The organism is Stenotrophomonas indicatrix, from assembly GCF_002750975.1.
In the GTDB taxonomy this organism is placed as follows: Bacteria; Pseudomonadota; Gammaproteobacteria; order Xanthomonadales; family Xanthomonadaceae; genus Stenotrophomonas; species Stenotrophomonas indicatrix.
On sequence record NZ_PEJS01000001.1, the window covers coordinates 867,289 to 892,156 of the forward strand.

The following is a 24,868-nucleotide window of genomic DNA, read 5'->3' on the forward strand; positions in this document are numbered from 1 at the left end:
ATCAGTCCAGCGCAGCGATCTTGATCTGGTCCTGTTCCAGCCACACCTGCACGGCCTTGCCGCGCAGGGTTTCCGGTACATCGTCCAGTACCTTGTAGTGGCCTGCAATGGCGACCAGTTCCGCATGGAAATCACGGCAGAAAATACGTGCCGCGGTGTTGCCCTGGGCCCCTGCCAGCGCACGGCCGCGCAGGGTTCCGTAGATATGGATGCTGCCATCGGCGATGACCTCGGCGCCGGCGCCGACGGTGGCCATCACGGTCAGGTCGCAGTTTTCCGCATACAGCTGCTGCCCCGAACGCACGTTGCCCAGCTGCATGCGGCCCGGCTGTGGCGCGGCGGCATCGGCAGCCTTGCCCATCGGCGTGGCCGGAGCCGGAGCCGGCGCGGCCTTCGCTTCGGCGCGTGCGGCACGGCGCGGTTCCGGTGCGGGTGCCGGCGGCGGGGCGGGTTCTGCCTCGGCGCGCTCGTACTGGGCGCGGAACTTGGCCAGCAGCGGCAGGCCGAGCTGCTGCGAGAGCAGGTCGACCGCACTGGTGCCATAGGCCAATGCCACCGGCAGTACCCCGGCACCGCGCAGGCCATCGACCAGCGCCTGCGCCGTTGCCACGTCGGGCACCTGGCTGAGGCCGCCGAAGTCCAGGATCACCGCTGCACGACCGAACAGCTTCGGCGCGCGGCTTACCCGCTCCTGCATTTCCTGCACGAGTCGTTCAACATCGAGGGTGCGGATGCGCAGGTTGGCGATGCCCACCTGACCGATCTTCAGTTCACCGGCCTGTTCGTAATCGAAATTCACTGCCACGCTCAGGTCCCCGTCGACCGCTGTGCCTGCGCCGGCAGCTGCCGGTCGCGCGCCCATGCAACATCAGGCAGCTTGCCGCCATAGGTTTCATTCACCCACGGGAAGCTGCACAGTTCCTTGGCCAGCATGCTGGCGCGCACGTCCACCTGCGGCATGGTGTTCTGGCCCAGCTCGCGGAAGCCGAAGCTGCCGTGGAACAGCAGGGCGGCATCGGCGCCATGGTCCAGGAACACTTCACAGGTCATCTGCGGGTAGCGCAGCTCGGCGAAGCTCTGGGCGTCGGCATAGAACGCACGGCCGACGCCACCACCGCGACGGCGGCTGGCGACCACGATGCGGTCGATATAGAAGAAGGGGGTGTCCAGGTGTTGCTTGAACCAGGCGAAATTGCTGCTGTCGTGCTGGCTGTCGCTGCCGAAGCCGATCAGGAAGCCGGCCAGGTTGCCGTCGCGCTCGGCGACGCGGAAATACTCAGCGGTTGCATAGAACAGGCGCAGACGCTCGGCATCCAGGGGAAGGATGGCCAGGCCAGCATTGTTGTTCAAAGCCAGGACGGAATCGAGCTCGTGCTCGCGCACGTCGCGGATGACAATCGACATTGTGACTCCGTGGGGTAACGCGGTTGGTCCCATGTACGGACCCTGCGCATGATTATTGCATGCCCGGGGTGGGCTGCGGCATGAACAGGGGACCGCACCGAACATGACTTTATGCCCTTGGGCCCTGACGCGCACAGGCTACGATGGGCCATGCTGGCCCGACTCAACCACAATGCGATGCTGCGCTACTCCGGGTTGTTCACCTGGGGCACCGTCGGCCTTTGGCTTGCGATCTACCTGATCGATCCGGTGTCGCTGACACTGGAAAGCCTGGACGGCGAGGCCGGCTTCCGGATCATTCCCTGGGCCTCGGCCTACCTGGCCTTCGGCTTCGTGTACTGGGTGCTGACGCGCTCGCTGGGCGAAAGCCGGCCCGGCTTCTTCGACCATGCCGCGCTGATCCTGCTGACGGCCTGCGCGATCGGCGTGAGCTACTTCTCCGGCACCGCACTGGGCAGCATCCTGCTGATGGTGGTGGCCGGCCTGCTGCCCTGGCTGCTGGGCCCGCGCATCGGGGTGGTGTGGCTGGTGGCCAGCAACCTGGCCGTGCTGCCGGTCTACATCCAGCCGCTGGGCTTCCCGCCGGTCATCGCCGTGCTGCAGGCCGTCGGCTACATGGGTTTTTCCAGCTTCGTGTTCGTGATCGCGCTGGTTGCGCGCCGCCAGGCCGAGGCGCGCGAGGAGCAGCGCCGCCTGAACGCCGAGCTGCGCGCCACGCGTGCGCTGCTGGCCGAAAGCGCGCGGGTGAACGAGCGCACCCGCATTTCGCGCGAACTGCATGATCTGCTGGGCCACCAGCTGACCGCGTTGACCCTGAATCTGGAAGTGGCCGGCCACCTCGCCGAGGGCCAGGCGCTGGAGCACGTGAAGCGCTCACATGCCCTGGCCAAGCTGCTGCTGGGCAACGTGCGCGAGGTGGTCAGCCAGCTGCGCGAGACCGGCGCCATCGACCTGGCCGCTGCGCTGCGTCCGCTGACCGAGCACGTGCCGTCGCTGGACATCCAGCTGGAGATCGAGGAGCCGCTGAACGTGGAAGACCCGCAGCGGGCCCACGTGCTGCTGCGCTGCACCCAGGAGATCATCACCAACACGGTGCGCCATGCCGGCGCCCGCCACCTGTGGCTGCGGGTGTACCGTGAGGTCCCGGACCAGGTCGTGGTGGAAGCCCGCGACGACGGTGTCGGGGCGGAAACGGTCAATGTGGGCAATGGTTTGCGCGGCATGCGCGAACGCCTGCAACAATGTGGAGGCCAGCTGCAGGTGGAGACCCGCCCCGGCGAAGGCTTCCGGCTGCGGGCGACGGTACCGGCAACGGTGCTGGCGGCCCTTACCCAGGTTCCTGAAGGAGTGCGTTGATGATTCGCGTCTGCCTGGTCGACGACCAAACCCTGGTGCGGCAGGGGATCCGCTCGCTGCTGGCGCTCGACGACGGCATCGAAGTGGTGGCCGAGGCCGCCGATGGCCGCCAGGCGGTCGAGCTGATCCCGCAGATCCGCCCGGACGTGGTCCTGATGGACATGCGCATGCCGGTGATGTCCGGGCTGGAGGCGCTGCAGGTGCTGTCACGGCAGGAACAGCTGCCGCCGACCATCATCCTGACCACCTTCGACGATGACCAACTGGTGCTGGCCGGGCTCAAGGCCGGGGCCAAGGGCTACCTGCTCAAGGACGTGACCCTGGCGCAGCTGGTCGGGGCGATCCGCACGGTGGCCGATGGCGGTTCACTGGTGCAGCCGGCGGTGACCCAGCGGCTGCTGTCCGGGCTGGAGCACATGCGCAACGACTTCGTCAGCCTGGACCGGCCCGACCCGCTGACCGACCGTGAGACCGAGATCCTGCGGCTGATGGCCAGCGGTTTCTCCAACAAGGAGATCGCCAATTCGCTGGGGGTCGCCGAGGGCACGATCAAGAACCATGTGTCCAACATCCTTTCCAAACTGGGCGTACGTGACCGTACGCGTGCAGTCCTGAAAGCGTTTGAACTCCAGTTGGTGTGAGGAAAATCCTTTAGCGACAAAGACTTGGCACGCAGTCTGGGTCCGGATTCAGGGTTGCCCCCCACTTGCCCCCTACATGCCGGGTACGCGGATGCGTTACCCTTCGAATTCTTTGTGCATACAAATGCGCAGCCGGCACGGAAACCGGTGCGCCAATCCCGATAACCAATGCCCGCGAAGCCTGCTAGGATTGGCGCTTCGCTTCAATCAACCCGGCCGTGGGATCGGCCCCGGAGACTCTCTGAATGACCCGTATTATCGAGTTCCTGATCGCCTTGGGGATCGTGGCTGGCCTGTTCGTCATCATTGGCGTCTGTCTGCCGGGCGAGCGTCACATCACCGAAAGCATCGAGACCAACCGCAAGATGACGATCGTGTACGACACGGTCAGCAGTCTGCGCCGCTTCAAGGACTGGAACCCGCTGGTACTGCGCGATCCCGCCGTTGAACTGAAGCTGTCCGGCCCGGCCTCCGGCGTCGGTGCCACTCTCGACTACACCTCCAAGGACCTGGGCACCGGTTCCTGGAAGGTGACCGAAGCCGAAGAGAACAAGCGTGTTGTGATCGCCGTCGACGATGCCTCCAAGGGTCACGACAAGGTCACCACCTTCACCCTGGAGCCGACCGGCAAGGGCGGTCGCAACGTCAAGATCACCCAGGACTACTCGGTGAAGTATGGCTTCGACCTGTTCGGCCGCTACGCAGGCCTGTATGTCAGCCGCCAGATCGGCGATGACATCAAGATGGGTCTGTCGCGCCTGGCGAACATGCTGGCCACCGTGCCGAATGTCGACTACCGCACCTCCGAAGCCCCGCTGACCGATCTGGGCATCGTCGATGTCCCGGCCGAAGACCTGCTGGTCGTCACCGCCGGTAATGTCGACCGTGGCCAGGATTCCATCACCAAGTCCATCAAGGACAACCAGGAGTGGATCAAGCGCGTGATCGAGGCCAATGGCCTGGAAGCCGCCGGTCCGCTGCGTATCATCACCACCGATTTCGGTGCTGAGAAGTACGCCTTCGACATCGCCCAGCCGGTGAAGAAGAAGGGTGCCGAAGGCGTGCCGGCCGAACAGCTGACCGTCAAGATCGACGGTGGCGCTCCGGTCAAGTACGTCCGCGTTGCTCCGCACCGTTCGGCGCATGCGGCCTACACCGGTCACATGGCAGGCCTGGACGTTGCCCGCAGCGCCCTGCGCGCCTGGGCCGTGACCTCGGGCAACGAAGTCATCGACCGTCCGTACGAAACCTGGAAGGACGGCGTGGACAAGTCGTTCACCCCGGAAGCGACGTACGACATCTACTGGGCCGTCAAGTAAGCCTCGGCTGACCCGTGTAGTGCTGGACACGAAAACGCGCCGCTTCCTGCGGCGCGTTTTTTTTCATCCCGAGCCCGGTGTCGGGCATTGCGCAAGGAGCTGTCATGTTCAATTCCGAACGACGCGCGCGTAAACCGTCGTTGCTGGCCTGCCTGGGGGCGCTGCTGGCAGCCGCCTCGATCGGTCTCTCGGCCTATGCCGCGCATGGCGTGTCCGATCCGCTGGCGCAGCAGCACCTGAACATGGCGGCGTTGTACGCCTTTGCCCATGGAGCGGTACTGGCCGCCCTCGGCCCCCGCGCGCAGGGCGCGATCGCGCATCTGGCGTTGTATGTGTTGCTGCTGGGCGTGCTGCTGTTCTCCGGCAGCCTGGTGGGCGGTGCGCTGTGGCAGTGGCCGACCCGGCTGGCGCCGGTAGGTGGCACCACGCTGATGGCCGGGTGGGTACTGCTGGCGATCAACGCGCTGCGGCGCTAGCCGCAACGCCCAAGCACTGGTAGCGCCGGGCCACGCCCGGCGTCGAGCGCACCGACCCGCGTCTGCCTTTGCTTTTTTGTTTGTTCAATTCCGTGGCGGACGCACCCGGAAACTGTCCGTGGCCGGGAGGTGGGCGGCGCAGGGGCGTAAGCGCCATGGATGGCGCGCCCGAGCTTACATGGACGTACTTGCAGCGGCCCCTGCGCCGCCCACCCTCCTGGCCAGCCCGAGGACCGCAGTCGGGCAGCTGCCACGAGGGGCTCAGCCGTTGGCCGGTTTCCAGCACCAGTGCCACGGTTCGTAGACGATCCCATGCGGGTTGTCGCGCGGATAGCTCAGATGGAACCCGTGCGCCGCGGCATTGGCCTGCAGCCACGCAAACGCAGCCGTCGCCTCGAAGGTCTCCTCTGCCGGCGCATCCCCCGGTGTGCCGATGTCCAGCGCGTGACCACTGTGGTGTTCGCTGAAACCAGGGGCGGCATTGACCTTCAGGATCTGCGGCACGCTCTGCCCGCGCGCCAGCTTGCGTTCGAAAATGCCGAGCTGATACGCATGGCTGCGGAAGCCGGAGATCGCGTCCAGTGCAATTCCATCCCGGGCGGCATGCAGGCGCATCCGTCGCCAGCCCTGCGCGGCACCGCGGCGCAGCCACAACGGGCGGGCAAAGCGATCACGTCCGGCCCAGTGCAGCACGCACGGCTCGGCTTCCAGTGCCAGCCCGCTGTCGTGCGCATAGCGCTGTGCATCCAGGCCCAGCTGCTGCAGGCGCTGTTGCAGGCCAACCAGCGGCAGCCACTGGTCTTCCAGTGCAGCGCCGAACGGTCGTGACCGTGCGCCATCCAGCAGGGCCAGCGCGTCCTCCACGCCGGGCTCGCGTGGCAGGCGCGGCACCAGCGAGTGCACACCGTGCGCCAGTACTGCCGCCAGGTAGCGGCCATCGCGCTTGCGCCGCAGTACCCATTGCGCGCGGGCCAGCAGGCGGGCGTCGAGATTGCTGCGCGCGCGCAGCAGCGGCGCAGGCCACAGTTCGACGGTCTCGGTATTGATCAACAGCGGAGTGCTACGGTGCATCGATCCAGCTTACTGCCGTGGCGCTGTGGCGGCCACCTTGCGCAGCGCCTCCAGCAGGGCCAGCGGGCGCTCCAGGCTGAGCAGCAGGGTGCTGCCGCCGCGCACCGGAATCACCAGCGTGCGTGCGCGGTCGGTGACCAGGGCAAAGCCCTTGCCGCCGCCCTGCAGGCGGAAGTGCCCGGAATAGAAGCCGGGCATGCTGTAGCCGTTGGTTTTGAAACGGATGCCATAGCGGCGATCACGGCTCAGGTCGACCACCTCGGCCTGGTCCAGCAGCAGGTCGGCCACCGGCGTGCGGCGACGGTACAAGGTTGAACGCACGTCCAGCACGTTGCCTGCCAGCTCCACCCGCCGACGGAAGAACGCCCAGCCCAGGCCGATGCCCATCAGCACGATCACCGCCAGGCTCCATGCCGCGCTGCCGCCCATCAGGAAGAACGGCGGCGACAGGGTGACCTCCATCCAGGGAGCCTCGCTGCGATTGTCGTGCAGCTGTGCCCACATGCCCACGCCCAGTACCGCCAGCAGTGGCAGCAGCACCCACAGCACCCGCAGCGAAGAACTCTCGGCAACCTCGAACGGGCGTGCATCACTGCCGCTCATCGCTGCGCCTCCACCCAACGCGCAACGTCATCGATCAGCTGCCCATCCACGTGGCCCGGCTGCGCGTACTCCTTCAATGAACTGGGGCCGCTGCCGGCGATGCCGATGTGGTTGAGGGCAGGGTAGGCCTTCCATTGCACGTCCCGGCGATCGGCCAGGGCTTTTTTCCACAGTGCCCAATCCGTTTCCGGTACCTGGAAGTCGCGGCCCCCGTGCAGCATCAGCAGTGGTTTTTTCAGCGCAACCGCGTCGCCGCGTGCGTTCACCGCTTCGATGCTTTTCCAGAACGTCTGCGGCACGCCCAGTGGCAGTTCGCTGGCTGGCACAAGAGTTTCGCTGCGGGCCGCGGCAATCTGTGCGTCGAGCTTGTCCAGGAACGCGTGTTCCGCGGCGCTGATCGAGCCGTCCAGCGACAGCAGGTAGCGGTTCTGCTCCGGCAGCAGTTCAAGCAATGTGCGCGCCGGCGCGGCCCACAGGATCGCGCCGCGCGACTGTGGCCAGCGGCTGGCGCTGCGCGGGGCGAGCATGCCGCCCTGGCTGTGGCCGAGCACGAAGATCCGCTTGCCGTCGATGCGTGGGTCCGCCGCCAACGCGCTCAACGCTGCGATGGCATCGTCGGTGGTCTCGTCATCAACGTTGAAGCTGCCGCTCTGGAAGTCCTGGGGGCGGGCATGGGTGCGCTTGTCGTAGCGCAGCACGGCGATGCCCTGGGCGGCCAAGCCGCGGGCGATGTCCAGGAACGGACGGTTGCCACCGATGGTTTCGTCGCGATCCTGTGGGCCGGAGCCGTGCACCAGCACTACGGCCGGGAACGGTCCTTTGCCCTTGGGCAGGGACAAGGTGCCGGGCAGCGCACCGCGTGCCTGTGGCACGCTGAAATCGGCCTCGCTGTAGTTCGCGTCGGCCGGCGGTGGCGCTGCCTTGGCGGCCGGGGCCGGGCGCAGCAGCAGGCCAGCCACTTGGTCCTGCCCGTTCACCGCCACCTGCGCAATCACCGCGCCACTGGCGAACTGCAACGGTACTTCCACCAGGTGCAGGCCCTGCTGCTCACTGCTGTGCGCCGGGCCGCGCTGCTTCAGCTCACCCAGCGACTGCCACAGGCCCTGCAGCTTGTCGGCAGGCACGGCCGCGGCCATCTGCAGGGTCAGCATGGCTTCGGCATCGGCGGTGCGCCCTGCCTGCAGGTGATCGAGCAGGCGTGCTGCGACCTGCTGCGGTTCGCCAGCGGATGCACTGGCGGTCAACAGGGCAAGGGAAACAGCAAGCAACGAGCGGCGTGCGCTCATGGTCACAGCTCCTTCTTGAAGACCAGCAGGGCCGGGCGCATTGGCGCCGGGACGATGATGTTGACCAGTTCCCAGCCCAGCTGGCCCTGGCGGCTGAGTTCGGCCTGGATGTCGTCAGCTTTCTGCAGGCCCATCATGGATGTCTTGACCTCGACGGTCAGGTAGCTCCAGCGCTTGCTCATTCCTTGTCCTCCGGCGATGGCTTGGGTTTCGGCAGGCGGCCTGCCTTGCGCAGTGCGTCGCGCAGCACGTATTCGATCTGTGCGTTGAGGCTGCGCAGTTCATCGTCCGCCCAGCGCTGTGCGGCCGCCAGGACCTCGGCGTTGATGCGCAGCGGATAGGCTTTTTTCTCGCTCATGCAGACTCCTGGCGGGGCGGTGGGGCGCCCCGTTGCGAGGGTGGCTCAGTACAGCGAGCCGGTGTTGACGACCGGCTGCGTGCCGCGGTCCGAGCACAGCACGGTCAACAGGTTGCTGACCATGTGCGCCTTGCGCTCCTCGTCCAGCTGCACCACGCCGTTTTTCTGCAGCTCGGCCAACGCCATCTCGACCATGCCGACCGCACCGGCGACGATGCGCGTGCGTGCGGCGATGACCGCATTGGCCTGCTGCCGCTGCAGCATCGCCTGGGCGATTTCAGCGGCGTAGGCGAGGTGGCTGATGCGCGCATCGATCACCTGCACGCCGGCATCGGCCAGGCGCTCGGCCAGTTCGTTCTTCAGGTGCTGGGAGATCTCGCTGGCATGGCTGCGCAGCGCCAGCTGGCCGTCCTCGTGCTGGTCATAGGGGTAGCTGGTGGCCATCGCGCGCAGCGCCGATTCGGACTGGATGTGCACGAAGCTCTCGTAGTCGTCCACGTTGTAGACCGCTTCGGAGGCATCGACCACCTGCCAGACGATCACCGCAGCGATCTCGATCGGGCTGCCGTCCAGCTCGTTGACCTTCAGCTTGCCGCTCTCGAAATTGCGCACGCGCTGGCTCACGCGGCGCTTGCTGAAGAAGGGATTGTTCCAGCGCAGGCCGTTGTCCTTGACGGTGCCGACGTACTTGCCGAACAGGCTGACCACCGCCGCCTGGTTGGGCTGCACGGTGTACAGACCGGCCAGCGCGACCAGCGCCAGCGCAGCGATCAGCAGGCCGGCCAGGATCAGCAGCACGTTGGGCGAGCCGGTGCTGGCCTTCGCCGCGACCCCGGCCACGAACAGGGCGCCGCCGGCGAGGGCTACGCCCAGGGACCCGGCGAGCGCGCCCAGGCCGTTGAGGGAGGATAGCGACTTCTCTTTCATGGCGGTACGTCCTTGAGGGTTCGAATTGAAGATATCAAAGTGATATCACATTCGGGCTACCGTTCGTCGGCTGGGCGTGCCCGGGCACTGCGGCCGGACCGGCTAGAATGCCCACCCGCCTTCACATCGCTGCTGGAACCCCGCCATGGCCAAGCTTGGAACCCCGTTGTCCCCCTCCGCCACCCGTGTGCTGCTGCTGGGCTCGGGCGAACTTGGCAAGGAAGTGGCCATCGAACTGCAGCGTCTGGGCGTGGAAGTGATCGCTGCCGACCGTTACGCCGATGCCCCGGCCATGCAGGTGGCACATCGTTCGCACGTGATCGACATGCTGGACGCGATGGCCCTGCGCCAGTTGATCGCCCAGGAGCAGCCGCACCTGGTGGTGCCCGAGATCGAGGCGATCCATACCGAGACCCTGGTGCAGCTCGAGCAGGAGCAGAGCCTGCGGGTGATCCCGACCGCGCGTGCTGCGCGCCTGACCATGGACCGTGAGGGCATCCGCCGCCTGGCCGCCGAGACGCTCGGCCTGCCGACCTCGCCGTACCGCTTTGTCGATACCGAGGCCGAGTACCGCGCCGCCGTGGCGGCGATCGGCCTGCCGTGCGTGGTCAAGCCGGTGATGTCGTCCTCGGGCAAGGGCCAGAGCACGCTGCGCAGCGAGGCGGACATCGCCCCCGCATGGGAATACGCGCAGACCGGTGGCCGTGCCGGCGCCGGCCGCTGCATCGTCGAAGGTTTCATCGACTTCGATTACGAGATCACCCTGCTGACCGTACGCCACGCCGCCGGCACGTCGTTCTGCGCGCCGATCGGCCACCTGCAGAAGGAGGGCGACTATCGCGAAAGCTGGCAGCCGCAACCGATGTCGGACAAGGCGCTGGCGCGTGCCGAGGAGATCTCGCGCGCGATCACCGATGACCTCGGTGGCTGGGGGCTGTTCGGCGTCGAACTGTTCGTGAAGGGCGACGAGGTGTGGTTCAGCGAAGTATCACCGCGTCCGCACGATACCGGCCTGGTGACGCTGGTGTCGCAGGAGCTGAGCGAGTTCGCGCTGCATGCGCGGGCCATCCTCGGCCTGCCGATCCCGGTGATCCGCCAGAGTGGCCCATCGGCCTCGTGCGCGCTGCTGGCGCATGGCGAAGGCGTGCCGTACTTCAACAACGTCGCCGCCGCACTGCAGGTGCCGGACACCGCCGTGCGCCTGTTCGGCAAGCCGAGCGTGCATGGCCACCGCCGCGTGGGCGTGACCTTGGCGCGCGCGGAATCCATCGACGAAGCACGCGCCATCGCGCGTGACGCCGCCGAAGCGATCGGCGTCGAGCTGCGCTCGTAAAACGGTAGCGCCGGGCCATGCCCGGCGGCTTCCCATAGGGCGCGCGACGCAGCCGGAAAAGCCGCCGGGCATGGCCCGGCGCTATCGGTTTATTTCACATCCACCCATACCAGGTGGTGGTCGCTGCCATCGGCGATCTTCGCTTCGGCACTCTCATTGGCCGGCCAGAACACGCCGCTGCCGAGGTACTCGAAACCGGTCGAGGGCAGCACGTAGTCCAGGCGCATGGTGCCGGACTTCGGGCCGAAATCGCCGGTGGCATGGAACGGTGCACCCTTGCGGGTGATGCCCTTGGCCGCATAGGCCAGGCTGGTCTGCTCGGCGCCGATGCTGCGCGGGGTGGGGTAACGCAGCACGCGGGCGTTCTCGATCAGTTCGACGATCGCCTCGTGGCGGCCATCGCCATCGACCGGATCATTGTTGAGGTCGCCAAGGAGGACAAAACGCGCATCCTGGGCCAGGCCGCCGCACTGGCCCTTGTCGTCGCACAGCCACGGCTTGTCACCCTGGGACAGGTATTCCTGCCACAGGCGCAGTTCGTCATGGTTGCGCGCGGCGTTGCGCTTTTCCGGGCCATCGAACACCGGCGGGGTCGGGTGCGAGACCAGTGCGTGGACCACGCCGGCCGGGGTCTTCACCGGTACATCCCAATGCGACTTCGACGACAGCCGCAGCTGCGACCAGATGGTGTCGTTGTAGAAGCTCTTGCCGGTGCGCGGATCGACCGGGCGGATCGCGCCGGGCATCGCACTCCACTTCAGCAGCTGGAAACTGCGCACCTTGGCTTCGTCGATCGGGTAGCGCGACAGCACCAGCATGCCGTACTGGCCCGGGTGCAGGCCGTAGCCCCAGGCGTCGTTGCCGCGGCCACGGCCTTCGCCGCCGACCACGCCGTTGTTGTCCAGGTCCAGGCCACTGGGCACGCCGGTGTTCACCGGCGCCAGGTAGCGGTAGGCGAAGTGCAGCGGCTTGCCGCCACCGGGCTGGGCCACTTCCAGGTAGCGCTTCTGGAACAGGTCGGCGGCACGATGGGCGTCATCGAAGTCGAACTCGTTCAGCAGCACCAGGTCAGGGCGCGCCTGCTGCAGTACCGCGGCGATCTTGCGCGCATGTTCGCTGTCGCCTTCCAGCTCGGCGATCAGGCCGCCGGCTTCGTCCGAATACAGCGAGGTGTTGTAGGTGGCCAGGCGCAGCGCTGCAGACGGTTTTTCGGTCATCGCGGGGGACGTGGCGAAGGCGGGAGCGGCGGCGCCACAGAGCAGGGCCAGGCCGAGAATCAGGGGTTTGGCGTTCATGGGCCATATTGTGCACCTGGCCCGGTGTCAGTGGTTTGTCAGCGTCCGTCCAGTTCGTCATCGAAATCATGCCAGCGGCGGCCATCGTAGGCCTCCAGCGGGCGATAGCGCCGCTTGTAGTCCATCTTCTGGTGCTCGCGTATCCAGTAGCCCAGGTACAGATGTGGCAGGCCCTCGCGGCGGGCCCACTCCAGCTGCTGCAGGATCGCGAACGTGCCCAGCCCGCGCGCGGCATGGGCGGGGTCGAAGAAGGTATAGACCGCCGACAGCCCGTGCTCGGTCACATCGGTTACCGCCACGCCCAGCAGCTGGCTGGGCTGCCCGTCGTGGCCGGGCAGGCGCATTTCCATGAAGCGCGTGTGCGACCAGCTGCCGATCAGGAACTGTTCGAACTCGTGCGGGCCGTGGTCGTCCATGCCGCCCTTGGCATGACGATGCACCAGGTAGCGGTGGTACAGCTCGAACAGATCCTCGCGTGGCATGGCCGCGGTGATGCGCACTTCCAGATCGGCATTGCGGGCGGCGCAGCGGCGCTGGCTGCGATCCGGGGCGAAGCGGGCCACCGGAATGCGCACGGCGACGCAGGCGTGGCAGTTCGCACAATGCGGGCGATAGACCAGATCACCGCTGCGTCGGAAGCCCCAGCTCAGGGCCAGCGGGTACAGCCCGCCGAGGCGACGGTCCTGCGGGTCCAGCACCAGGTCGCGTGCAACCCGGTCCGGCCAGTACCCGCAGGGGTGCTCGCCGGTCTGGAACAGTCGCAGTTCGTCGTCTCTGTCGCCGTGTCTCGCCATGGGCACAGCATAGCTCCAGCCTGTCGCAATGGCGGCGACTGTCCGCCGGATGAATGGAATGGGCGGCTGCGTCAACCGGGGGCGTGGTCAGGCGTTGTTGTCCTCCGAGGGTGAGGTGTTCACCCCGATGCCAATCCCATTCCCAGGAGTGACCCCATGATCCGTACCCCCCTGCTGCTGGCCCTGCTGCTCGGCACCTCCGCGACCGGCATTGCCTTGGCTGCCGACACCCCGGCTGCACCGGCGCAGCGTTCGGCCAAGCTGGATACCAATGGCGACGGCGTCATCGACCGCAGCGAAGCGGCGGCCAACCCGCGCCTGGCCGCAAAGTTCGACGAGCTGGACAAGAACAAGGACGGCAAGCTCTCGCGTGATGAGCTGCCGCGCTGGAAGCATGGCCGCCACGGTGGTCGCGGCGGCGAGCGCTGGGCCAAGCTGGACACGAACAACGATGGCCGCATCAGCCGTGACGAAGCCAAGGCCGATCCGCGCCTGGCCGAGCGTTTCGACCAGCTCGACCTCAACAAGGATGGCTACCTGGACAAGGCCGACCGCGAGCTGCGCATGAAGCAGCATCGTGACGCTTGGTTCGCCGCGGCCGATACCAACAAGGATGGCCAGCTGAGCAAGACCGAGTTCGACGCCGCCAAGGGCCCGATGCACGGTGGCCCGCGCCACGGCGGCCCCCGTGACGCCGCCGCGCCGAAGCCGCAGCGCTGATTTTCAATGCAGTGATCGACGACAACGCCGGCGCACTGCCGGCGTTGTCCGTTACAGGCGGCCGCTGAGCGTCATCGTGTAGGCCAGGGCACCGATGACGATCAGGTTCACCGCCATCATGCCGGTCAGGCCGTACATGGATTCGTACTTCCAGTTGATCCCGTTACGCCCACGCCGGGCTGCATCACGCGCGAGCAGCGGCGCCATGATTCGCCGCAGCGTCACCAGGCACTGGTAGTTGACCACCACCAGGCCCAGTGCCAGCACCAGCAGCTGCGCCCACATCGGCGCCTGCAGCAGCACGGTGAACAGGATGGCCAGGCACCAGCCCAGGCTGGTGCCGGTGCTGAGGTTGACGAAGCGGCGGACCTGGACCTGCTCGGCACCGGTCTCTGCGTAGGACAGCAGGAAACGCCCACCGAGATAGCTGCCGAGCGCGCCACCGACGACGCCACCGATGATCGCGGCCCAGCTTGACGCAGGCAGCATCTGCAGCTGGCCCAGCGTGGCGGTCAACGAGCCGAGCGCGGTGCCGCCGGCAGCGCTGGCGCCACCGAGGCCGAGCTTGCTGCCACCCACGCCGACGCCGGTTCCCAGCAGGATCGCCGCGCTGGCGGTGCCGGGCGCGGCGATCATCACCATCGACACTACTGCCGTTGCGAACGCAGCACTCGGTGCGGTGCTGCGTGCGAATTCACCGAAGCGCTGCAGCAGGCCCTCGCGCACCTGCGCACGGGCACGTGACAGGCGCTTGCGTACCGCCGCGTCGCTCAGCCCGAGCAGGTCGGCCACCTGCTGCGAATGCTGGCCCTCGCGGTAATACAACAGCAGGACTTCGCGGCTGTCGGCGGGCAGGGCAGAGATGATGTCTTCGGCAGCGATTTCCTCTTCCAGCCGCTGCAGGCGGTCGGCCACGCCCGGGGTCGGATCCGCAGCCATGGTCAGCGCCACTTCGGCAGCCTCGCCGCTCAGCGGTCGGCCACGTTGTGCGCGCAGCCAGTCGCGGGCGAGGTTGCGGGTGATCTGCCGCAGCCAGGGCAGGAAGCTGCTCGCGCTGCGCAGCTGATGCAGCTGCTGCCAGCCCTTCACGAACGCTTCCTGGGCGATGTCCTCGCTGGCCTGGCGGTCGCCGGTGATGGCCAGGGCGATGGCGGTGACCGTGTTCTGGCAGGCCAGCACGATGCGGCCATAGGCATGCTGGCAACCGCCGCTGGCGGCCGGCAGTTCGCGTTCCAGGGTTTCGTCGATGCTTGCGGCGAAGATCGTCATGGCGGCGGGCTCCTGCAGGGATTGTGTCCCATGACGGAGCCGCGCGCCCGATGTGACCGGTTCGCGTCCCGGTAGCGCCGGGCCATGCCCGGCGGCGTTTCTGTCAGGCCGCTGCGCTCGCCGGGCATGGCCCGGCGTTACCTGCGCGTTACGTGGACGGCTGGATGCGGACCCGCACTTCCTCTTCTTCCGGCGGTGCCGGTGCGGTCGGCTGTGCTTGCTGCGGCTGTGCCTGCGGGGCGGGCACCGGCGCGGTTGGGGCAGGGGCACCGCGATGGCGCAGGCCGATCACCAGCGCCACCCCGGCGATCACCACCAGCAGGGCAATGCGGATGCGCCAGGCCCAGCCACGACCACCGGCACTTTCCTGCACATCATCGCGGAAGGCGAATTCGGCGGTCGGGTGGTCACGACGGGTGGTGTCGAGCAGTCGGGCGTCGCGCAGGATTTCGCGCGCACGCGGCTGGTCGTCGGCGCGCACGACCCACACCGCAGGGTAGGCGCCTGCATTGCCCAGGTCGGTATAGCTGAACTGACCCCGGCGACGGGTCTTGTACGAGCGTCCGTTGGTGACCTTCACCTGGATGTCGTGGCTGCGCAGGAGCTCGGCCACGCCTTCCACGGTTTCCACGCGCTGGCTGCTGAAAATCTGACGCATCGGTCAATCCTTGGCCGGCACGGCGGCCGCTGCTGCCTGGTCCGGAACCACGCGGATCAAGCCTTCCTGGGCGGTGCTGGCAACCAGCACGCCATCACGGGTGAAGAACTGGCCGCGGGCCAGGCCGCGCGAATCCTGCGCACTGGGGCTGTCCAGCGAGTACAGCAGCCAATCGTCGGCGCGGAACGGGCGGTGGAACCAGATCGCGTGGTCCAGCGAGGCCATCTGCACGTGCGGATGGTAGTAGCTGATGCCGTGCGGGAAGGTCGCCGTGCCCAGCAGGTGGAAGTCCGACGCGTAGGCCAGCAGTGCCTGGTGCAGCTCGGGAGCATCGCCCACGCGCTCGCTCAGGCGCAGCCAGACCTGGTGGTAGGGCGGGCGCTTGGGCGGGTTCAGTTCATCGCGGGGATACACATGGCGGAACTCGAACGGACCGCCGCGCGACAGCCAGCGCTGCACCTTGATCGGCAGGCGCTCAAGCACCTCCGCCGGCAAGGGGCGGTTCGGTTCGATGTCTTCCGGTTGCGGCACTTCGGGCATCTTGTGCTGGTGCTCGGCACCGGATTCGGCCTGCTGGAACGAGGCCGCGCAGAAGAAGATCACCTTGCCATGCTGGATGGCGGTCACCCGGCGTACCGAGAAGCTGCCACCGTCGCGGGTACGGTCGACGTCGTAGACGATCGGATGGTCGATGTTGCCGGCGCGGAGGAAATAGGCGTGCAGCGAGTGCACATGGCGACCATTGTCGACCGTGGCCTGCGCAGCCGCCAGGGCCTGGCCCAGCACCTGCCCGCCGAACACGTACTTGGTACCGATGTCGCGGCTCTGGCCGCGGAACAGGTTGTCCTCCAGCCGCTCCAGGGTGAGCAGATCGATCAGCTCGGAGACGACGGGTTCGGGCATGTCGTTCAAGGGGGCGGCCACAGCGATGAAAGAGGGGTCGATTATACCGGTGTAGGCCGGATGCCCCATCTTCGGTAGTGCCGGCCGCTGGCCGGCATCCGCAGGCGTCCCGGAAGGATCGCCAGGCTGCCGGCCAGCGGCCGGCACTACCGTTTACTTGCCGAGACGCGCCGCCAGTGCCTGCAGTGCGTTCTGCGCATCCGGGGCGAACCAGGCCTCGACGAAGCGGTCGAGCTGGATCAGGTCCGGATGCAGGGCGTCGTGCAGCTCGGCGCGGGCGATGGCACGGGTCAGCAGCATCGGCTGCCGCGGCTGCTTCAGCAGGTCCTGCAGCCAGGCCACCGCACGGGCCGCCACCAGTTCGCCATCCACCAGTTCGTCGACCAGGCCGATCTGCAGCGCCTGTTCGGCCGGTACCAGCGCGCCGGTGGCCAGCAGCACGCTGGAACGGTGCGCCCCCACGGCACGGCGCAGCAGGCGCTGGATGCCTTCCGGTGCGATCAGGCCGACCTGCACTTCGTTCAGGCCGATGGCATACGGGCGCGCCGGATCGGCACTTCGTGCCATCACCCGGTAGTCGCAGCACAGGGCCAGCACGCAGCCGCCCGCCGGTGCATGGCCGGTGATCGCCGCAACCACCGGGATGCGGCTCTCGGCCAGCGTGCGTACCGCGCCGAAGAACGCGTTCCAGGTGTCCAGCAGCTTGTGCTTGTCATCGCCATGCGAGAGCAGGTGCGGCACGTCCATGCCGCCTGTGAAGATGCGCTCGCTGCCGGACAGCACGATGCCGTGCGCGTCCTCGGCCATCGCCAGTTCGATGGCATGGATCAACTGCCGGCACAGCTCGGTGTCCAGTGCATTGACCGGCGGCCGCGCCAGCCGCAGTTCGCGGATGGGGCCATGGTTGATCACCTCGATGAGCGTCGTCATGCTGCGGGTCTCGTTGCGAAGAAGGAACCTGGGCGATGATAACCAAACCATTCGTTGGCGTACTGTTGATGATGTGTGCGGGCGCAGCATCGGCGGCGGCCGCGGTGCCGGAGTGCGTCACCGTCTCGCAGGGCTGGGTACGTCTGCCGCCCAGCCCGACGGCGACGCCCATGACTGCCGGCTATGGCGTGATCCGTAACGGCTGCTCCATCGCGGTGGCCATCATCGGTGCGCGCAGTGCGAGTTTCGGTGATGTGTCGTTGCACGAGACCCGGATCGTCGACGGGGTCAGCCGCATGCGTGCCGTCGAGCGCCTGCCATTGGCGCCGGGCGAACGCGCCGTGCTCAAGCCCGGCGGCCTGCACCTGATGTTGATGGACGGCAGGCGCGCATTGGAGGAGGGGCAGCCTGTGTGGCTGCAGGTGCAACTGGAGGGGGGCACCGAAGTCAGCACGGCCCTGATAGTGCGCAAGGCCGCGCCGTAACGCGGCGCTCGTTCCGCCGGGCATGGCCCGGCGCTACCCAGGCATCACTGCCGAATCGACATCGGTAGCGCCGGGCCATGCCCGGCGAGCGCGCAGCGCGGGGGGCTTAATCGGTAGCGCCGGGCCATGCCCGGCGAGCGCGCAGCGCGGTGAGGCTTACGACCAGTCGTACGAGAACAGCACCGTGCGGCTTTCCGGCTCGTACAGCATCACGATCGCATCGGCACCGGTTGCACACCAGTTGTAGCCGGCCACTTCGGCCACGGCGAAGAACTTGTGGCCATCGCGGGTGATGATCGCGCGCTCGGCATCGTCCGGCGCATGCCGGTCGTCGGCAGCCTCGGTGAACGCCAGTGCGAAGGCGGCCGGAATCTCCGCGGTTTCGATCCAGTTGCCGGTCGAGATCTGCCCGCCCAGCACATCGAGGTACGCCTGCTCGCCGGGCTCGCCGTCGCCATAGCGCGAATAGCTGGCCAGGCGTCCATGCTGCTGGAAGTACGCATGTGCCTTGCTGTAGCTCCCGCGCATCTCCGTGATGTGCTCCAGCGCGTCTTTGTCCTGCATCTGGTCGCCGATGAAGTAGCCCTCCTCACCGAGAAAGCGCATGCGGTTGTCGGCGGTCAATTCAAAAGCGATCCAGTTGGTGCCGGTGAACGCGTTGTGGTGTTCTTCGGTGGCTTCGCCGATGCAGCCTTCATAGGGCTCGATCGGACACAGCAGGGTCGCGGCCTGGCCGGCCAGTTCCGGGCGCAGCACGCCGAGGTCGATCTTCAGCAGCGGCAGCAGATGCTGGCCAAGCCAGGCCTGGTCATCGGGGAATACGTCGGCGGGGAAGGGGACCATGCCGGGCAGCAGGTCGCGCAGTTCGGTCTGGTGGATCATGTCAGTCCTTTGATGTGGAACGGTATCGCCGGGCCATGCCCGGCGGGCCGGTGCCGACCAAGGTCGGCATCTACCAGTTGTGTCAGCTCGACGCGTTGCGGATCGCGTCCGGCAGCGGCGCGCTCTTGCCGGTCTGCGTGTCCATCCAGACCACCACCACGTTGCCGTCCGAATACAGCTTCGACTCGTCCTGCTGGTCGACGATGCGATGACCGATGGTCACGCTGCTGTTGCCCAGGCGCTCGACGAACAGCTCGACCAGGATGTCGTTGGGCCACACGATCGGCAACCGGTAGTTGACGTTGGTGGCAGCCACCACCGGTGCGATGCGATCGGTCATCGACACGCCTTCCACGCCCAGCATCCAGCGCACGCGCGCCTCTTCCAGGTAGGAGATGTACTTGGCGTTGTTGACGTGGCCCATGCTGTCCATGTCACGCCAGCGCACGCTGATCGGAATGCGGGCCAGGATCTTGTGTTCGCTGCTCATCAGGCGTCCTTCTTCTTCTTGGTGCCGGCCGTGGCGGTCTTGCTGGCCTTGCCGGTGCTCTTGGCGGCGGCTGCCTTCTTCGCCGGCTTCTCGGGCTTCACCTTGCGCGGCGGGCGCGCATCGGGCTTGTTGGCCACGGCGGCGGGCTGGTCCGGTCGCGCGCTGGTGGACGGCAGCATCCGTGCGAGGAACTGGCCGGTATACGAATCCGGGCATGCGGCCACGTCTTCCGGCGTGCCGGTCACCAGGATGGTGCCGCCGCGATGACCGCCTTCCGGACCCAGGTCGACGATCCAGTCCGCGGTCTTGATGACGTCCAGGTTGTGCTCGATCACCACCACCGTGTTGCCCTCGTCGCGCAGCTTGTGCAGCACGCCGAGCAGTGCCTCGATGTCGTGGAAGTGCAGGCCGGTGGTCGGCTCGTCGAGGATGTACAGGGTGCGGCCGGTATCGCGGCGCGACAGTTCCTTGGACAGCTTCACGCGCTGCGCTTCACCACCGGACAGCGTGGTCGCGCTCTGCCCCAGCTTGATGTAGCTCAGGCCGACATCAACCAGGGTCTCCAGCTTGCGGGCGATGGACGGGACCGGTTCGAACAGCTTCAGTGCATCCTCGACGGTCATTTCCAGCACGTCGTTGATGTTGAAGCCCTTGTACAGGATCTCCAACGTTTCGCGGTTGTAGCGCTTGCCATGGCAGACGTCGCAGGGCACGTACACGTCGGGCAGGAAGTGCATCTCGACCTTGATCAGGCCATCGCCCTGGCAGGCCTCGCAGCGGCCGCCACGCACGTTGAAACTGAAGCGTCCCGGCGAATAGCCGCGCGCACGCGATTCGGGCACCTGTGCGAACAGCTCGCGCAGCGGGGTGAACAGGCCGGTGTAGGTGGCCGGGTTCGAGCGCGGGGTACGGCCGATCGGCGACTGGTCGATGTCCACCACCTTGTCGAACAGGTCCAGGCCATCGATCTCCTTGTACGGCGCGATCGGGTGCGAGGCGCCGTTGATCTCGTTGGCAGCCAGCGAGAACAGGGTGTCGTTGATCAGGGTTGACTTGCCCGAGCCGGACACGCCGGTCACGCAGGTCAGCAGCCCTGCCGGAATGGCCAGGTCCACGCCCTTCAGGTTGTTGCCGGTGGCGCCACGCAGATGCAGCGTCATCTTCGGGTTCGGCTTGTGCCGGCGCGCCGGGATCTTGATCGCGCGCTTGCCCGACAGGTACTGGCCGGTCAGCGAACGCGGTGCATCCAGGAGGTCCTGCAGGCTGCCCTGGCCGACGATCTCGCCGCCATGCACGCCCGCGCCGGGACCGATGTCCAGCACGTAGTCGGCCAGTCGGATCGCGTCTTCGTCATGCTCGACCACGATCACCGTGTTGCCAAGGTCGCGCAGGCGGGTGAGGGTGCCCAGCAGGCGCTCGTTGTCGCGCTGGTGCAGGCCGATGGACGGCTCATCGAGCACGTACATCACGCCCACCAGACCAGCACCGATCTGGCTGGCCAGACGGATGCGCTGTGCCTCGCCACCGGACAGGGTGTCGGCCTTGCGCTCCAGGGTCAGGTAATCCAGGCCGACGTCGACCAGGAAGCCGAGGCGTTCGCCGATCTCCTTGACGATCTTCGCAGCGATCTCGCCACGCCAGCCCGGCAGGCTGAGTTCACTGAAGAACTTCAGCGCTTCGTCGATCGGCAGCACCACCAGTTCCGGCAGCGGGCGGTCGGCCACGAACACGTTGCGTGCGGCCTTGTTCAGGCGCGCGCCGTTGCACTCGGGGCAGGCATGTTCGCTGATGTACTTGCCCAGCTCTTCCTGCACCGCCGCCGATTCGGTTTCCTTGTAGCGGCGTTCGAGGTTGGGAATGATGCCTTCGAAGCGGTGCTTGCGCTGGGTGCGGCCACCGGCCTCGGTGAAGTAGGTGAAGGTGATCGCGTCCTCGCCACTGCCGTACAGCACGGCCTGCTGCACCTTGGCCGGCAGCGAGTTCCACGCCGCGTCGGTGTCGAACTTGTAGTGCTTGGCCAGCGAGGCGATCAGCTGGAAGTAATAGGCATTGCGGCGATCCCAGCCACGCACGGCACCGGCCGCCAGCGACAGCTCCGGATGCACCACCACGCGCGAGGGATCGAAGAACTCGGCCATGCCCAGCCCGTCGCAGCCGGGGCAGGCGCCCATCGGTGCGTTGAACGAGAACAGGCGCGGCTCCAGTTCCGGCAGCGAGTAGTCGCAGACCGGGCAGGAATACTTGGACGAGAACAGGGTAGGGGTCGCAGCGGCATCGTCCAGCGATTGCACCGACGCCATGCCATCACCCAGCTTCAGGGCGGTTTCGAAGCTCTCGGCCAGGCGCTGCTTGATGTCTTCGCGCGGGCGGAAGCGATCGATCACCGCTTCGATGGTGTGCTTCTGGCGCAGCGCCAGCGGCGGCACCGCGTCGATTTCGTACAGTTCGCCATCCACGCGTACACGCACGAAGCCCTGCGCGCGCAGCTGGTCGAACACCTGCGCGTGCTCGCCCTTGCGGTCGCGGATCACCGGCGCCAGCAGCATGTAGCGCTGTTCCGGGTCCAGCGTCAGCATATGGTCGACCATCTGGCTGACCGTCTGCGCCTCCAGCGGATAGCCGTGGTCGGGGCAACGCGGCGTGCCGACGCGTGCATACAGCAGGCGCAGGTAGTCGTAGATCTCGGTGATGGTGCCGACCGTCGAGCGCGGGTTGTGCGAGGTCGACTTCTGCTCGATCGAGATCGCCGGCGACAGGCCTTCGATGTGGTCCAGGTCCGGCTTTTCCATCACGCTCAGGAACTGCCGCGCGTACGCCGACAGGGACTCGACGTAACGCCGCTGACCCTCGGCATAGATGGTGTCGAACGCCAGCGACGACTTGCCCGAGCCGGACAGGCCGGTGATCACGATCAGTTTGTCGCGGGGCAGGTCGAGGTCGATGTTCTTGAGGTTGTGCGTCCGCGCGCCGCGGATGCGGATGAAATCCATCGCCATGGGGAATCCGGTTGTGGGGGCGTGGCTGGGCCGCCGGGCCAGCGATAGGGCGGCAATCGGTCAGCCTACCGAGGTGACCAGATGGGGGCAATGGGCGACAATGCCAGCCCGGTGTCTCACCCGGTGAGACCGCCTGTCAGGCAGGGGTCAGATCCCTTTTCACCGTGTGAAAAGGGATCTGACCCCTGCCTGGGGGCCCCCGGGCCGTTCAGGGGGTTGACTTGACCCGTCCGGGCCCCTCTGCGTACAATCCCGCTCCTGTCCGCCCTCGACGGCGGCAGTCCATAGACCACAATAACTACAGAGGAAGTCTGGTCATGTACGCAGTACTGGTCACCGGCGGTAAGCAATACCGCGTGGCGCAGGGCGAAAAGCTCCGCATTGAAAAGCTCGAAGTCGAAGTCGGCAGCGAGATCAAGTTCGACAACATCCTGCTGCTCGGCGACAGCGATGGCATCAAGATCGGCGACGCCCTGAGCGGCGCTGCGGTCACCGCCACCGTCCTGTCCCAGGGTCGTGCTGACAAGGTCCGGATCATCAAGTTCCGTCGCCGTAAGCACCACATGAAGCGCCAGGGTCACCGTCAGTACTACACCGAAATCGAGATCACCGGCATTGCCGGTGGCAGCAAGTAAGGAGATAGGTCATGGCACATAAAAAAGGCGTAGGCTCTTCGCGCAACGGTCGCGACTCCAACCCGAAGTACCTCGGCGTCAAGATCTTCGGCGGCCAGGCCATCGAAGCAGGCAACATCATCGTGCGTCAGCGCGGCACCCAGTTCCACCCGGGTACCGGCGTTGGCCTCGGCCGTGACCACACCCTGTTCGCCCTGACGGACGGCAAGGTGGAGTTCACCGTGAAGGGCCCGAAGAAGCGTCGCACCGTCAGCGTCGTCTCGGTCGAAGCCTGATAAGGCTGCGTCCGGCGCCCATGCCTCGGCATGGCCGTGCTGGATGAAGAGCTCGCTGCATGAAGAGCCCCGCTTCGGCGGGGCTTTTCGTTGGAATCAATGGTAAAACGGGCATCGCCCGGTTGTCGGCCAGCGGCCGGCACTACATCAAGGTGGCGGCGTGCATGCCGCGCCCATCGCAGGCATCGAAACAATGAAACTGGTAGACGAAGCAGAAATCGAAGTGTTCGCCGGCAACGGCGGCAACGGCTGCATTGGCTTCCGTCGCGAGAAGTTCATTCCGCTCGGCGGCCCGGACGGCGGCGACGGCGGTGCGGGCGGCAGCGTGTGGATCCGCGCCGACGAAAACCTCAACACCCTGGTCGACTTCCGCCATGACCGCATCTTCAAGGCGCAGCGCGGCGAGAACGGCATGGGCCGCCAGGCCTATGGCAAGGGTGGCGAAGACATGGTCATCACCGTGCCGGTCGGCACCGTGATCATCAACGTGGCCACCGATGAAATCATCGGCGACCTGACCCAGCATGGTGATCGCCTGCTGGTGGCCAAGGGCGGCCGCGGCGGCCTGGGCAACATGCATTTCAAGAGCTCCACCAACCGCTCGCCGCGCCAGGCGCTGCCGGGTGAGCCGGGTGAGGAGCGCACGCTGAAGCTGGAGCTGAAGCTGCTGGCCGATGTCGGCCTGCTGGGCTTCCCCAACGCCGGCAAGAGCACCCTGATCCGCGCCGTCTCTGCGGCAACGCCGAAGGTGGCCGATTACCCGTTCACCACGCTGTACCCGAACCTGGGTGTGGTGAAGGTGGAAAACTACCGCAGCTTCGTGATCGCCGATATTCCGGGCCTGATCGAAGGTGCTGCCGACGGTGCCGGCCTGGGCGCGCAGTTCCTGCGCCACCTGCAGCGCACCCGCCTGCTGCTGCATCTCGTCGACATTTCGCCGATGGAAGGGGGTGTGGAAGGTGTGTCGCCGGTCGAGCAGGTGCGTGCCATCGAGCGCGAACTGGAAAAGCACGATCCGGAGCTGCTGGCCAAGCCGCGCTGGCTGGTGCTGAACAAGGCCGACCTGATGTTCGAGGACGAGGCCAAGGCCGCTGCCGAGAAGATCGTCGCAGAGCTGGGCTGGAAGGAGCCGTGGTTCCTGGTGTCCGCACTGGGTCGCGAAGGCACCTTCCCGATCATGAGCCGGATCATGGCGTTCTTCGATCGCCAGAAGGAAGACGAGCTCGAGGCGGCACGCAACGCGCAGTAATGCCGTTGTGGTTCCCGCGAAAAACCCGGCTTCGGCCGGGTTTTTTGTTGGCGGCCGAATGGGGTCGGATCCCTTTTCCTGTGGAAAAGGGATCCGACCCCGGGCATCGCAAGATTGCAGGCAACAAAAAACCCGGCCGAAGCCGGGCTTTTGCGTGCTGCCGGAGCCGGGGCTCCAGCAACCAACCGGATCAGGCGGCCTGGAGGGCCTTGATGCGGTCGTTCAGGCGGCTCTTGTGGCGAGCAGCCTTGTTCTTGTGGATCAGGCCACGCGCGCTGAAACGATCCAGGATCGGCTGGGCAACGGCGAAGGCGGCTTGAGCGCCGGCGGCATCGTTGGCGTCCAGCGCCTTGATCACTTTCTTGACAGCGGTGCGCAGCATCGAGCGCTGAGCCACGTTGCGCGCGTTGCGCACGACGGTCTGCTTGGCGCGCTTCTTGGCGGACTTGATATTGGCCACGGTGGTGGTTTCCTGAAAAATCGGTGTTATGGGAACAGCAAGCTAGCTAGTAT

The 24,868-nt window shown here is 66.7% G+C and carries 28 protein-coding genes; 10 read left to right on the top strand and 18 right to left on the bottom strand.

Annotation, left to right across the window (positions count from 1 at the left end; genetic code table 11):
* Nucleotide 1: 1 nt before the first annotated feature.
* On the bottom strand, nt 2-862 hold the full coding sequence (gene minC / locus CR918_RS04100) for a septum site-determining protein MinC (RefSeq protein ID WP_059063452.1): 861 nt from the start codon (nt 860-862) through the stop codon (nt 2-4).
* Nucleotides 808-1,404 (bottom strand): GNAT family N-acetyltransferase, encoded by a 597-nt coding sequence (locus CR918_RS04105; RefSeq protein WP_025873875.1) that lies wholly within the window; start codon nt 1,402-1,404, stop codon nt 808-810. The genes minC and CR918_RS04105 overlap by 55 nt, the downstream gene beginning before the upstream one ends.
* A gap of 150 nt (nt 1,405-1,554) precedes the next feature.
* Here CR918_RS04105 and CR918_RS04110 point away from each other — a divergent pair, with 150 nt between their 5' ends.
* The 4 genes from CR918_RS04110 (at nt 1,555) to CR918_RS04125 (ending at nt 5,196) form a co-directional block, all read left to right on the top strand.
* On the top strand, nt 1,555-2,760 hold the full coding sequence (locus CR918_RS04110; RefSeq protein WP_025873874.1) for a sensor histidine kinase: 1,206 nt from the start codon (nt 1,555-1,557) through the stop codon (nt 2,758-2,760).
* A complete protein-coding gene (locus tag CR918_RS04115) occupies nt 2,760-3,401 on the top strand; it encodes a response regulator (RefSeq protein ID WP_025873873.1) in 642 nt (213 codons plus the stop codon). Before CR918_RS04110 ends, CR918_RS04115 begins: the two co-directional genes overlap by 1 nt.
* Nucleotides 3,402-3,646: 245 nt before the next feature.
* Entirely contained in the window at nt 3,647-4,720 is a 1,074-nt protein-coding gene (locus CR918_RS04120; protein WP_049467700.1) for a polyketide cyclase, read from the top strand.
* 104 nt (nt 4,721-4,824) lie between these two features.
* Nucleotides 4,825-5,196: a DUF423 domain-containing protein gene (locus CR918_RS04125; protein ID WP_025873872.1), complete on the top strand. Its 372-nt coding sequence runs from the start codon at nt 4,825-4,827 to the stop codon at nt 5,194-5,196.
* Between the two features lie 261 nt (nt 5,197-5,457).
* Here the strand turns inward: CR918_RS04125 and CR918_RS04130 are convergent, their stop codons facing one another.
* From CR918_RS04130 to CR918_RS04155, 6 genes are read right to left on the bottom strand one after another with little or no spacing between them, the layout of a single operon-like run.
* A complete protein-coding gene (locus tag CR918_RS04130; RefSeq protein WP_025873870.1) occupies nt 5,458-6,267 on the bottom strand; it encodes a M15 family metallopeptidase in 810 nt (269 codons plus the stop codon).
* A gap of 9 nt (nt 6,268-6,276) precedes the next feature.
* Nucleotides 6,277-6,870: a PH domain-containing protein gene (locus CR918_RS04135; protein WP_099842112.1), complete on the bottom strand. Its 594-nt coding sequence runs from the start codon at nt 6,868-6,870 to the stop codon at nt 6,277-6,279.
* On the bottom strand, nt 6,867-8,156 hold the full coding sequence (locus CR918_RS04140) for an alpha/beta hydrolase family protein (protein ID WP_099842113.1): 1,290 nt from the start codon (nt 8,154-8,156) through the stop codon (nt 6,867-6,869). The genes CR918_RS04135 and CR918_RS04140 overlap by 4 nt, the downstream gene beginning before the upstream one ends.
* 2 nt (nt 8,157-8,158) lie before the next feature.
* Nucleotides 8,159-8,338, bottom strand: coding sequence for a DUF4177 domain-containing protein (locus CR918_RS04145; RefSeq protein WP_025873867.1), 180 nt, complete (start codon nt 8,336-8,338; stop codon nt 8,159-8,161).
* Nucleotides 8,335-8,514, bottom strand: a complete 180-nt coding sequence (locus CR918_RS04150; RefSeq protein WP_005412615.1) for a type II toxin-antitoxin system antitoxin — start codon at nt 8,512-8,514, stop codon at nt 8,335-8,337. Before CR918_RS04150 ends, CR918_RS04145 begins: the two co-directional genes overlap by 4 nt.
* A 45-nt stretch (nt 8,515-8,559) precedes the next feature.
* On the bottom strand, nt 8,560-9,441 hold the full coding sequence (locus tag CR918_RS04155; protein ID WP_099842114.1) for an SPFH domain-containing protein: 882 nt from the start codon (nt 9,439-9,441) through the stop codon (nt 8,560-8,562).
* Between the two features lie 145 nt (nt 9,442-9,586).
* Here CR918_RS04155 and purT point away from each other — a divergent pair, with 145 nt between their 5' ends.
* Nucleotides 9,587-10,774 carry a formate-dependent phosphoribosylglycinamide formyltransferase gene (gene purT / locus CR918_RS04160; protein ID WP_099842115.1) on the top strand — a complete coding sequence of 396 codons (1,188 nt, stop codon included), beginning with the start codon at nt 9,587-9,589 and terminating at the stop codon, nt 10,772-10,774.
* Nucleotides 10,775-10,863: 89 nt separating this feature from the next.
* Here the strand turns inward: purT and CR918_RS04165 are convergent, their stop codons facing one another.
* Both CR918_RS04165 and CR918_RS04170 read right to left on the bottom strand, forming a co-directional pair.
* Nucleotides 10,864-12,069, bottom strand: a complete 1,206-nt coding sequence (locus CR918_RS04165; RefSeq protein ID WP_099842116.1) for an endonuclease/exonuclease/phosphatase family protein — start codon at nt 12,067-12,069, stop codon at nt 10,864-10,866.
* A gap of 38 nt (nt 12,070-12,107) precedes the next feature.
* A complete protein-coding gene (locus tag CR918_RS04170; RefSeq protein ID WP_032975961.1) occupies nt 12,108-12,863 on the bottom strand; it encodes an arginyltransferase in 756 nt (251 codons plus the stop codon).
* A 156-nt stretch (nt 12,864-13,019) separates the two neighbouring features.
* Here CR918_RS04170 and CR918_RS04175 point away from each other — a divergent pair, with 156 nt between their 5' ends.
* Nucleotides 13,020-13,583, top strand: coding sequence for an EF-hand domain-containing protein (locus tag CR918_RS04175; protein ID WP_099842117.1), 564 nt, complete (start codon nt 13,020-13,022; stop codon nt 13,581-13,583).
* A gap of 51 nt (nt 13,584-13,634) precedes the next feature.
* Here the strand turns inward: CR918_RS04175 and CR918_RS04180 are convergent, their stop codons facing one another.
* The 4 genes from CR918_RS04180 to CR918_RS04195 all read right to left on the bottom strand — a co-directional run bounded on the left by CR918_RS04180 (nt 13,635) and on the right by CR918_RS04195 (nt 17,343).
* Nucleotides 13,635-14,852: an RNA polymerase sigma factor gene (locus CR918_RS04180; protein WP_099842118.1), complete on the bottom strand. Its 1,218-nt coding sequence runs from the start codon at nt 14,850-14,852 to the stop codon at nt 13,635-13,637.
* Nucleotides 14,853-15,000: 148 nt separating this feature from the next.
* Complete coding sequence (locus CR918_RS04185; RefSeq protein ID WP_032975965.1) at nt 15,001-15,510, bottom strand: pathogenicity-like protein; 510 nt, start codon at nt 15,508-15,510, stop codon at nt 15,001-15,003.
* Between the two features lie 3 nt (nt 15,511-15,513).
* Nucleotides 15,514-16,413 (bottom strand): acyl-CoA thioesterase II, encoded by a 900-nt coding sequence (tesB, locus tag CR918_RS04190; RefSeq protein ID WP_032951563.1) that lies wholly within the window; start codon nt 16,411-16,413, stop codon nt 15,514-15,516.
* 153 nt (nt 16,414-16,566) lie between these two features.
* Complete coding sequence (locus CR918_RS04195) at nt 16,567-17,343, bottom strand: enoyl-CoA hydratase/isomerase family protein (protein WP_025873858.1); 777 nt, start codon at nt 17,341-17,343, stop codon at nt 16,567-16,569.
* Nucleotides 17,344-17,378: 35 nt separating this feature from the next.
* Between CR918_RS04195 and CR918_RS04200 the strand changes: the two genes are divergently transcribed.
* Complete coding sequence (locus CR918_RS04200; protein ID WP_099842119.1) at nt 17,379-17,828, top strand: copper chaperone PCu(A)C; 450 nt, start codon at nt 17,379-17,381, stop codon at nt 17,826-17,828.
* Nucleotides 17,829-17,984: 156 nt separating this feature from the next.
* On the opposite strand, the gene CR918_RS04205 is transcribed toward CR918_RS04200, so the two are convergent.
* From CR918_RS04205 to uvrA, 3 genes are all read right to left on the bottom strand, one after another.
* Entirely contained in the window at nt 17,985-18,710 is a 726-nt protein-coding gene (locus CR918_RS04205) for an enolase (RefSeq protein ID WP_099842120.1), read from the bottom strand.
* A gap of 82 nt (nt 18,711-18,792) precedes the next feature.
* Nucleotides 18,793-19,200 carry an acyl-CoA thioesterase gene (locus CR918_RS04210; RefSeq protein WP_099842121.1) on the bottom strand — a complete coding sequence of 136 codons (408 nt, stop codon included), beginning with the start codon at nt 19,198-19,200 and terminating at the stop codon, nt 18,793-18,795.
* Nucleotides 19,200-22,196: an excinuclease ABC subunit UvrA gene (gene uvrA / locus CR918_RS04215; RefSeq protein ID WP_099842122.1), complete on the bottom strand. Its 2,997-nt coding sequence runs from the start codon at nt 22,194-22,196 to the stop codon at nt 19,200-19,202. The genes CR918_RS04210 and uvrA overlap by 1 nt, the downstream gene beginning before the upstream one ends.
* 317 nt (nt 22,197-22,513) lie before the next feature.
* On the opposite strand from uvrA, the gene rplU reads away from it, so the two are divergent.
* From rplU to obgE, 3 genes are all read left to right on the top strand, one after another.
* The gene (gene rplU, locus CR918_RS04220; protein WP_004148331.1) at nt 22,514-22,831 is read left to right on the top strand and encodes a 50S ribosomal protein L21; all 318 of its coding nucleotides are present in this window, start codon (nt 22,514-22,516) and stop codon (nt 22,829-22,831) included.
* 11 nt (nt 22,832-22,842) lie between these two features.
* The gene (rpmA, locus tag CR918_RS04225) at nt 22,843-23,106 is read left to right on the top strand and encodes a 50S ribosomal protein L27 (RefSeq protein ID WP_025873853.1); all 264 of its coding nucleotides are present in this window, start codon (nt 22,843-22,845) and stop codon (nt 23,104-23,106) included.
* A gap of 193 nt (nt 23,107-23,299) precedes the next feature.
* Nucleotides 23,300-24,355, top strand: coding sequence for a GTPase ObgE (gene obgE / locus CR918_RS04230; RefSeq protein WP_025873852.1), 1,056 nt, complete (start codon nt 23,300-23,302; stop codon nt 24,353-24,355).
* Between the two features lie 190 nt (nt 24,356-24,545).
* Here obgE and rpsT read toward each other — a convergent pair whose 3' ends face one another.
* Nucleotides 24,546-24,815, bottom strand: coding sequence for a 30S ribosomal protein S20 (rpsT, locus tag CR918_RS04235; RefSeq protein ID WP_025873851.1), 270 nt, complete (start codon nt 24,813-24,815; stop codon nt 24,546-24,548).
* Nucleotides 24,816-24,868 lie beyond the last annotated feature (53 nt).

Bases quoted from the DNA above. Each gene is read 5' to 3' on its own strand.
- minC (WP_059063452.1), bottom strand. From the start codon at position 862: ATGGGCGCGCGACCGGCAGCTGCCGGCGCAGGCACAGCGGTCGACGGG.
- CR918_RS04105 (WP_025873875.1), bottom strand. From the start codon at position 1,404: ATGTCGATTGTCATCCGCGACGTGCGCGAGCACGAGCTCGATTCCGTC.
- CR918_RS04110 (WP_025873874.1), top strand. From the start codon at position 1,555: ATGCTGGCCCGACTCAACCACAATGCGATGCTGCGCTACTCCGGGTTG.
- CR918_RS04115 (WP_025873873.1), top strand. From the start codon at position 2,760: ATGATTCGCGTCTGCCTGGTCGACGACCAAACCCTGGTGCGGCAGGGG.
- CR918_RS04120 (WP_049467700.1), top strand. From the start codon at position 3,647: ATGACCCGTATTATCGAGTTCCTGATCGCCTTGGGGATCGTGGCTGGC.
- CR918_RS04125 (WP_025873872.1), top strand. From the start codon at position 4,825: ATGTTCAATTCCGAACGACGCGCGCGTAAACCGTCGTTGCTGGCCTGC.
- CR918_RS04130 (WP_025873870.1), bottom strand. From the start codon at position 6,267: ATGCACCGTAGCACTCCGCTGTTGATCAATACCGAGACCGTCGAACTG.
- CR918_RS04135 (WP_099842112.1), bottom strand. From the start codon at position 6,870: ATGAGCGGCAGTGATGCACGCCCGTTCGAGGTTGCCGAGAGTTCTTCG.
- CR918_RS04140 (WP_099842113.1), bottom strand. From the start codon at position 8,156: ATGAGCGCACGCCGCTCGTTGCTTGCTGTTTCCCTTGCCCTGTTGACC.
- CR918_RS04145 (WP_025873867.1), bottom strand. From the start codon at position 8,338: ATGAGCAAGCGCTGGAGCTACCTGACCGTCGAGGTCAAGACATCCATG.
- CR918_RS04150 (WP_005412615.1), bottom strand. From the start codon at position 8,514: ATGAGCGAGAAAAAAGCCTATCCGCTGCGCATCAACGCCGAGGTCCTG.
- CR918_RS04155 (WP_099842114.1), bottom strand. From the start codon at position 9,441: ATGAAAGAGAAGTCGCTATCCTCCCTCAACGGCCTGGGCGCGCTCGCC.
- purT (WP_099842115.1), top strand. From the start codon at position 9,587: ATGGCCAAGCTTGGAACCCCGTTGTCCCCCTCCGCCACCCGTGTGCTG.
- CR918_RS04165 (WP_099842116.1), bottom strand. From the start codon at position 12,069: ATGAACGCCAAACCCCTGATTCTCGGCCTGGCCCTGCTCTGTGGCGCC.
- CR918_RS04170 (WP_032975961.1), bottom strand. From the start codon at position 12,863: ATGGCGAGACACGGCGACAGAGACGACGAACTGCGACTGTTCCAGACC.
- CR918_RS04175 (WP_099842117.1), top strand. From the start codon at position 13,020: ATGATCCGTACCCCCCTGCTGCTGGCCCTGCTGCTCGGCACCTCCGCG.
- CR918_RS04180 (WP_099842118.1), bottom strand. From the start codon at position 14,852: ATGACGATCTTCGCCGCAAGCATCGACGAAACCCTGGAACGCGAACTG.
- CR918_RS04185 (WP_032975965.1), bottom strand. From the start codon at position 15,510: ATGCGTCAGATTTTCAGCAGCCAGCGCGTGGAAACCGTGGAAGGCGTG.
- tesB (WP_032951563.1), bottom strand. From the start codon at position 16,413: ATGCCCGAACCCGTCGTCTCCGAGCTGATCGATCTGCTCACCCTGGAG.
- CR918_RS04195 (WP_025873858.1), bottom strand. From the start codon at position 17,343: ATGACGACGCTCATCGAGGTGATCAACCATGGCCCCATCCGCGAACTG.
- CR918_RS04200 (WP_099842119.1), top strand. From the start codon at position 17,379: ATGATAACCAAACCATTCGTTGGCGTACTGTTGATGATGTGTGCGGGC.
- CR918_RS04205 (WP_099842120.1), bottom strand. From the start codon at position 18,710: ATGATCCACCAGACCGAACTGCGCGACCTGCTGCCCGGCATGGTCCCC.
- CR918_RS04210 (WP_099842121.1), bottom strand. From the start codon at position 19,200: ATGAGCAGCGAACACAAGATCCTGGCCCGCATTCCGATCAGCGTGCGC.
- uvrA (WP_099842122.1), bottom strand. From the start codon at position 22,196: ATGGCGATGGATTTCATCCGCATCCGCGGCGCGCGGACGCACAACCTC.
- rplU (WP_004148331.1), top strand. From the start codon at position 22,514: ATGTACGCAGTACTGGTCACCGGCGGTAAGCAATACCGCGTGGCGCAG.
- rpmA (WP_025873853.1), top strand. From the start codon at position 22,843: ATGGCACATAAAAAAGGCGTAGGCTCTTCGCGCAACGGTCGCGACTCC.
- obgE (WP_025873852.1), top strand. From the start codon at position 23,300: ATGAAACTGGTAGACGAAGCAGAAATCGAAGTGTTCGCCGGCAACGGC.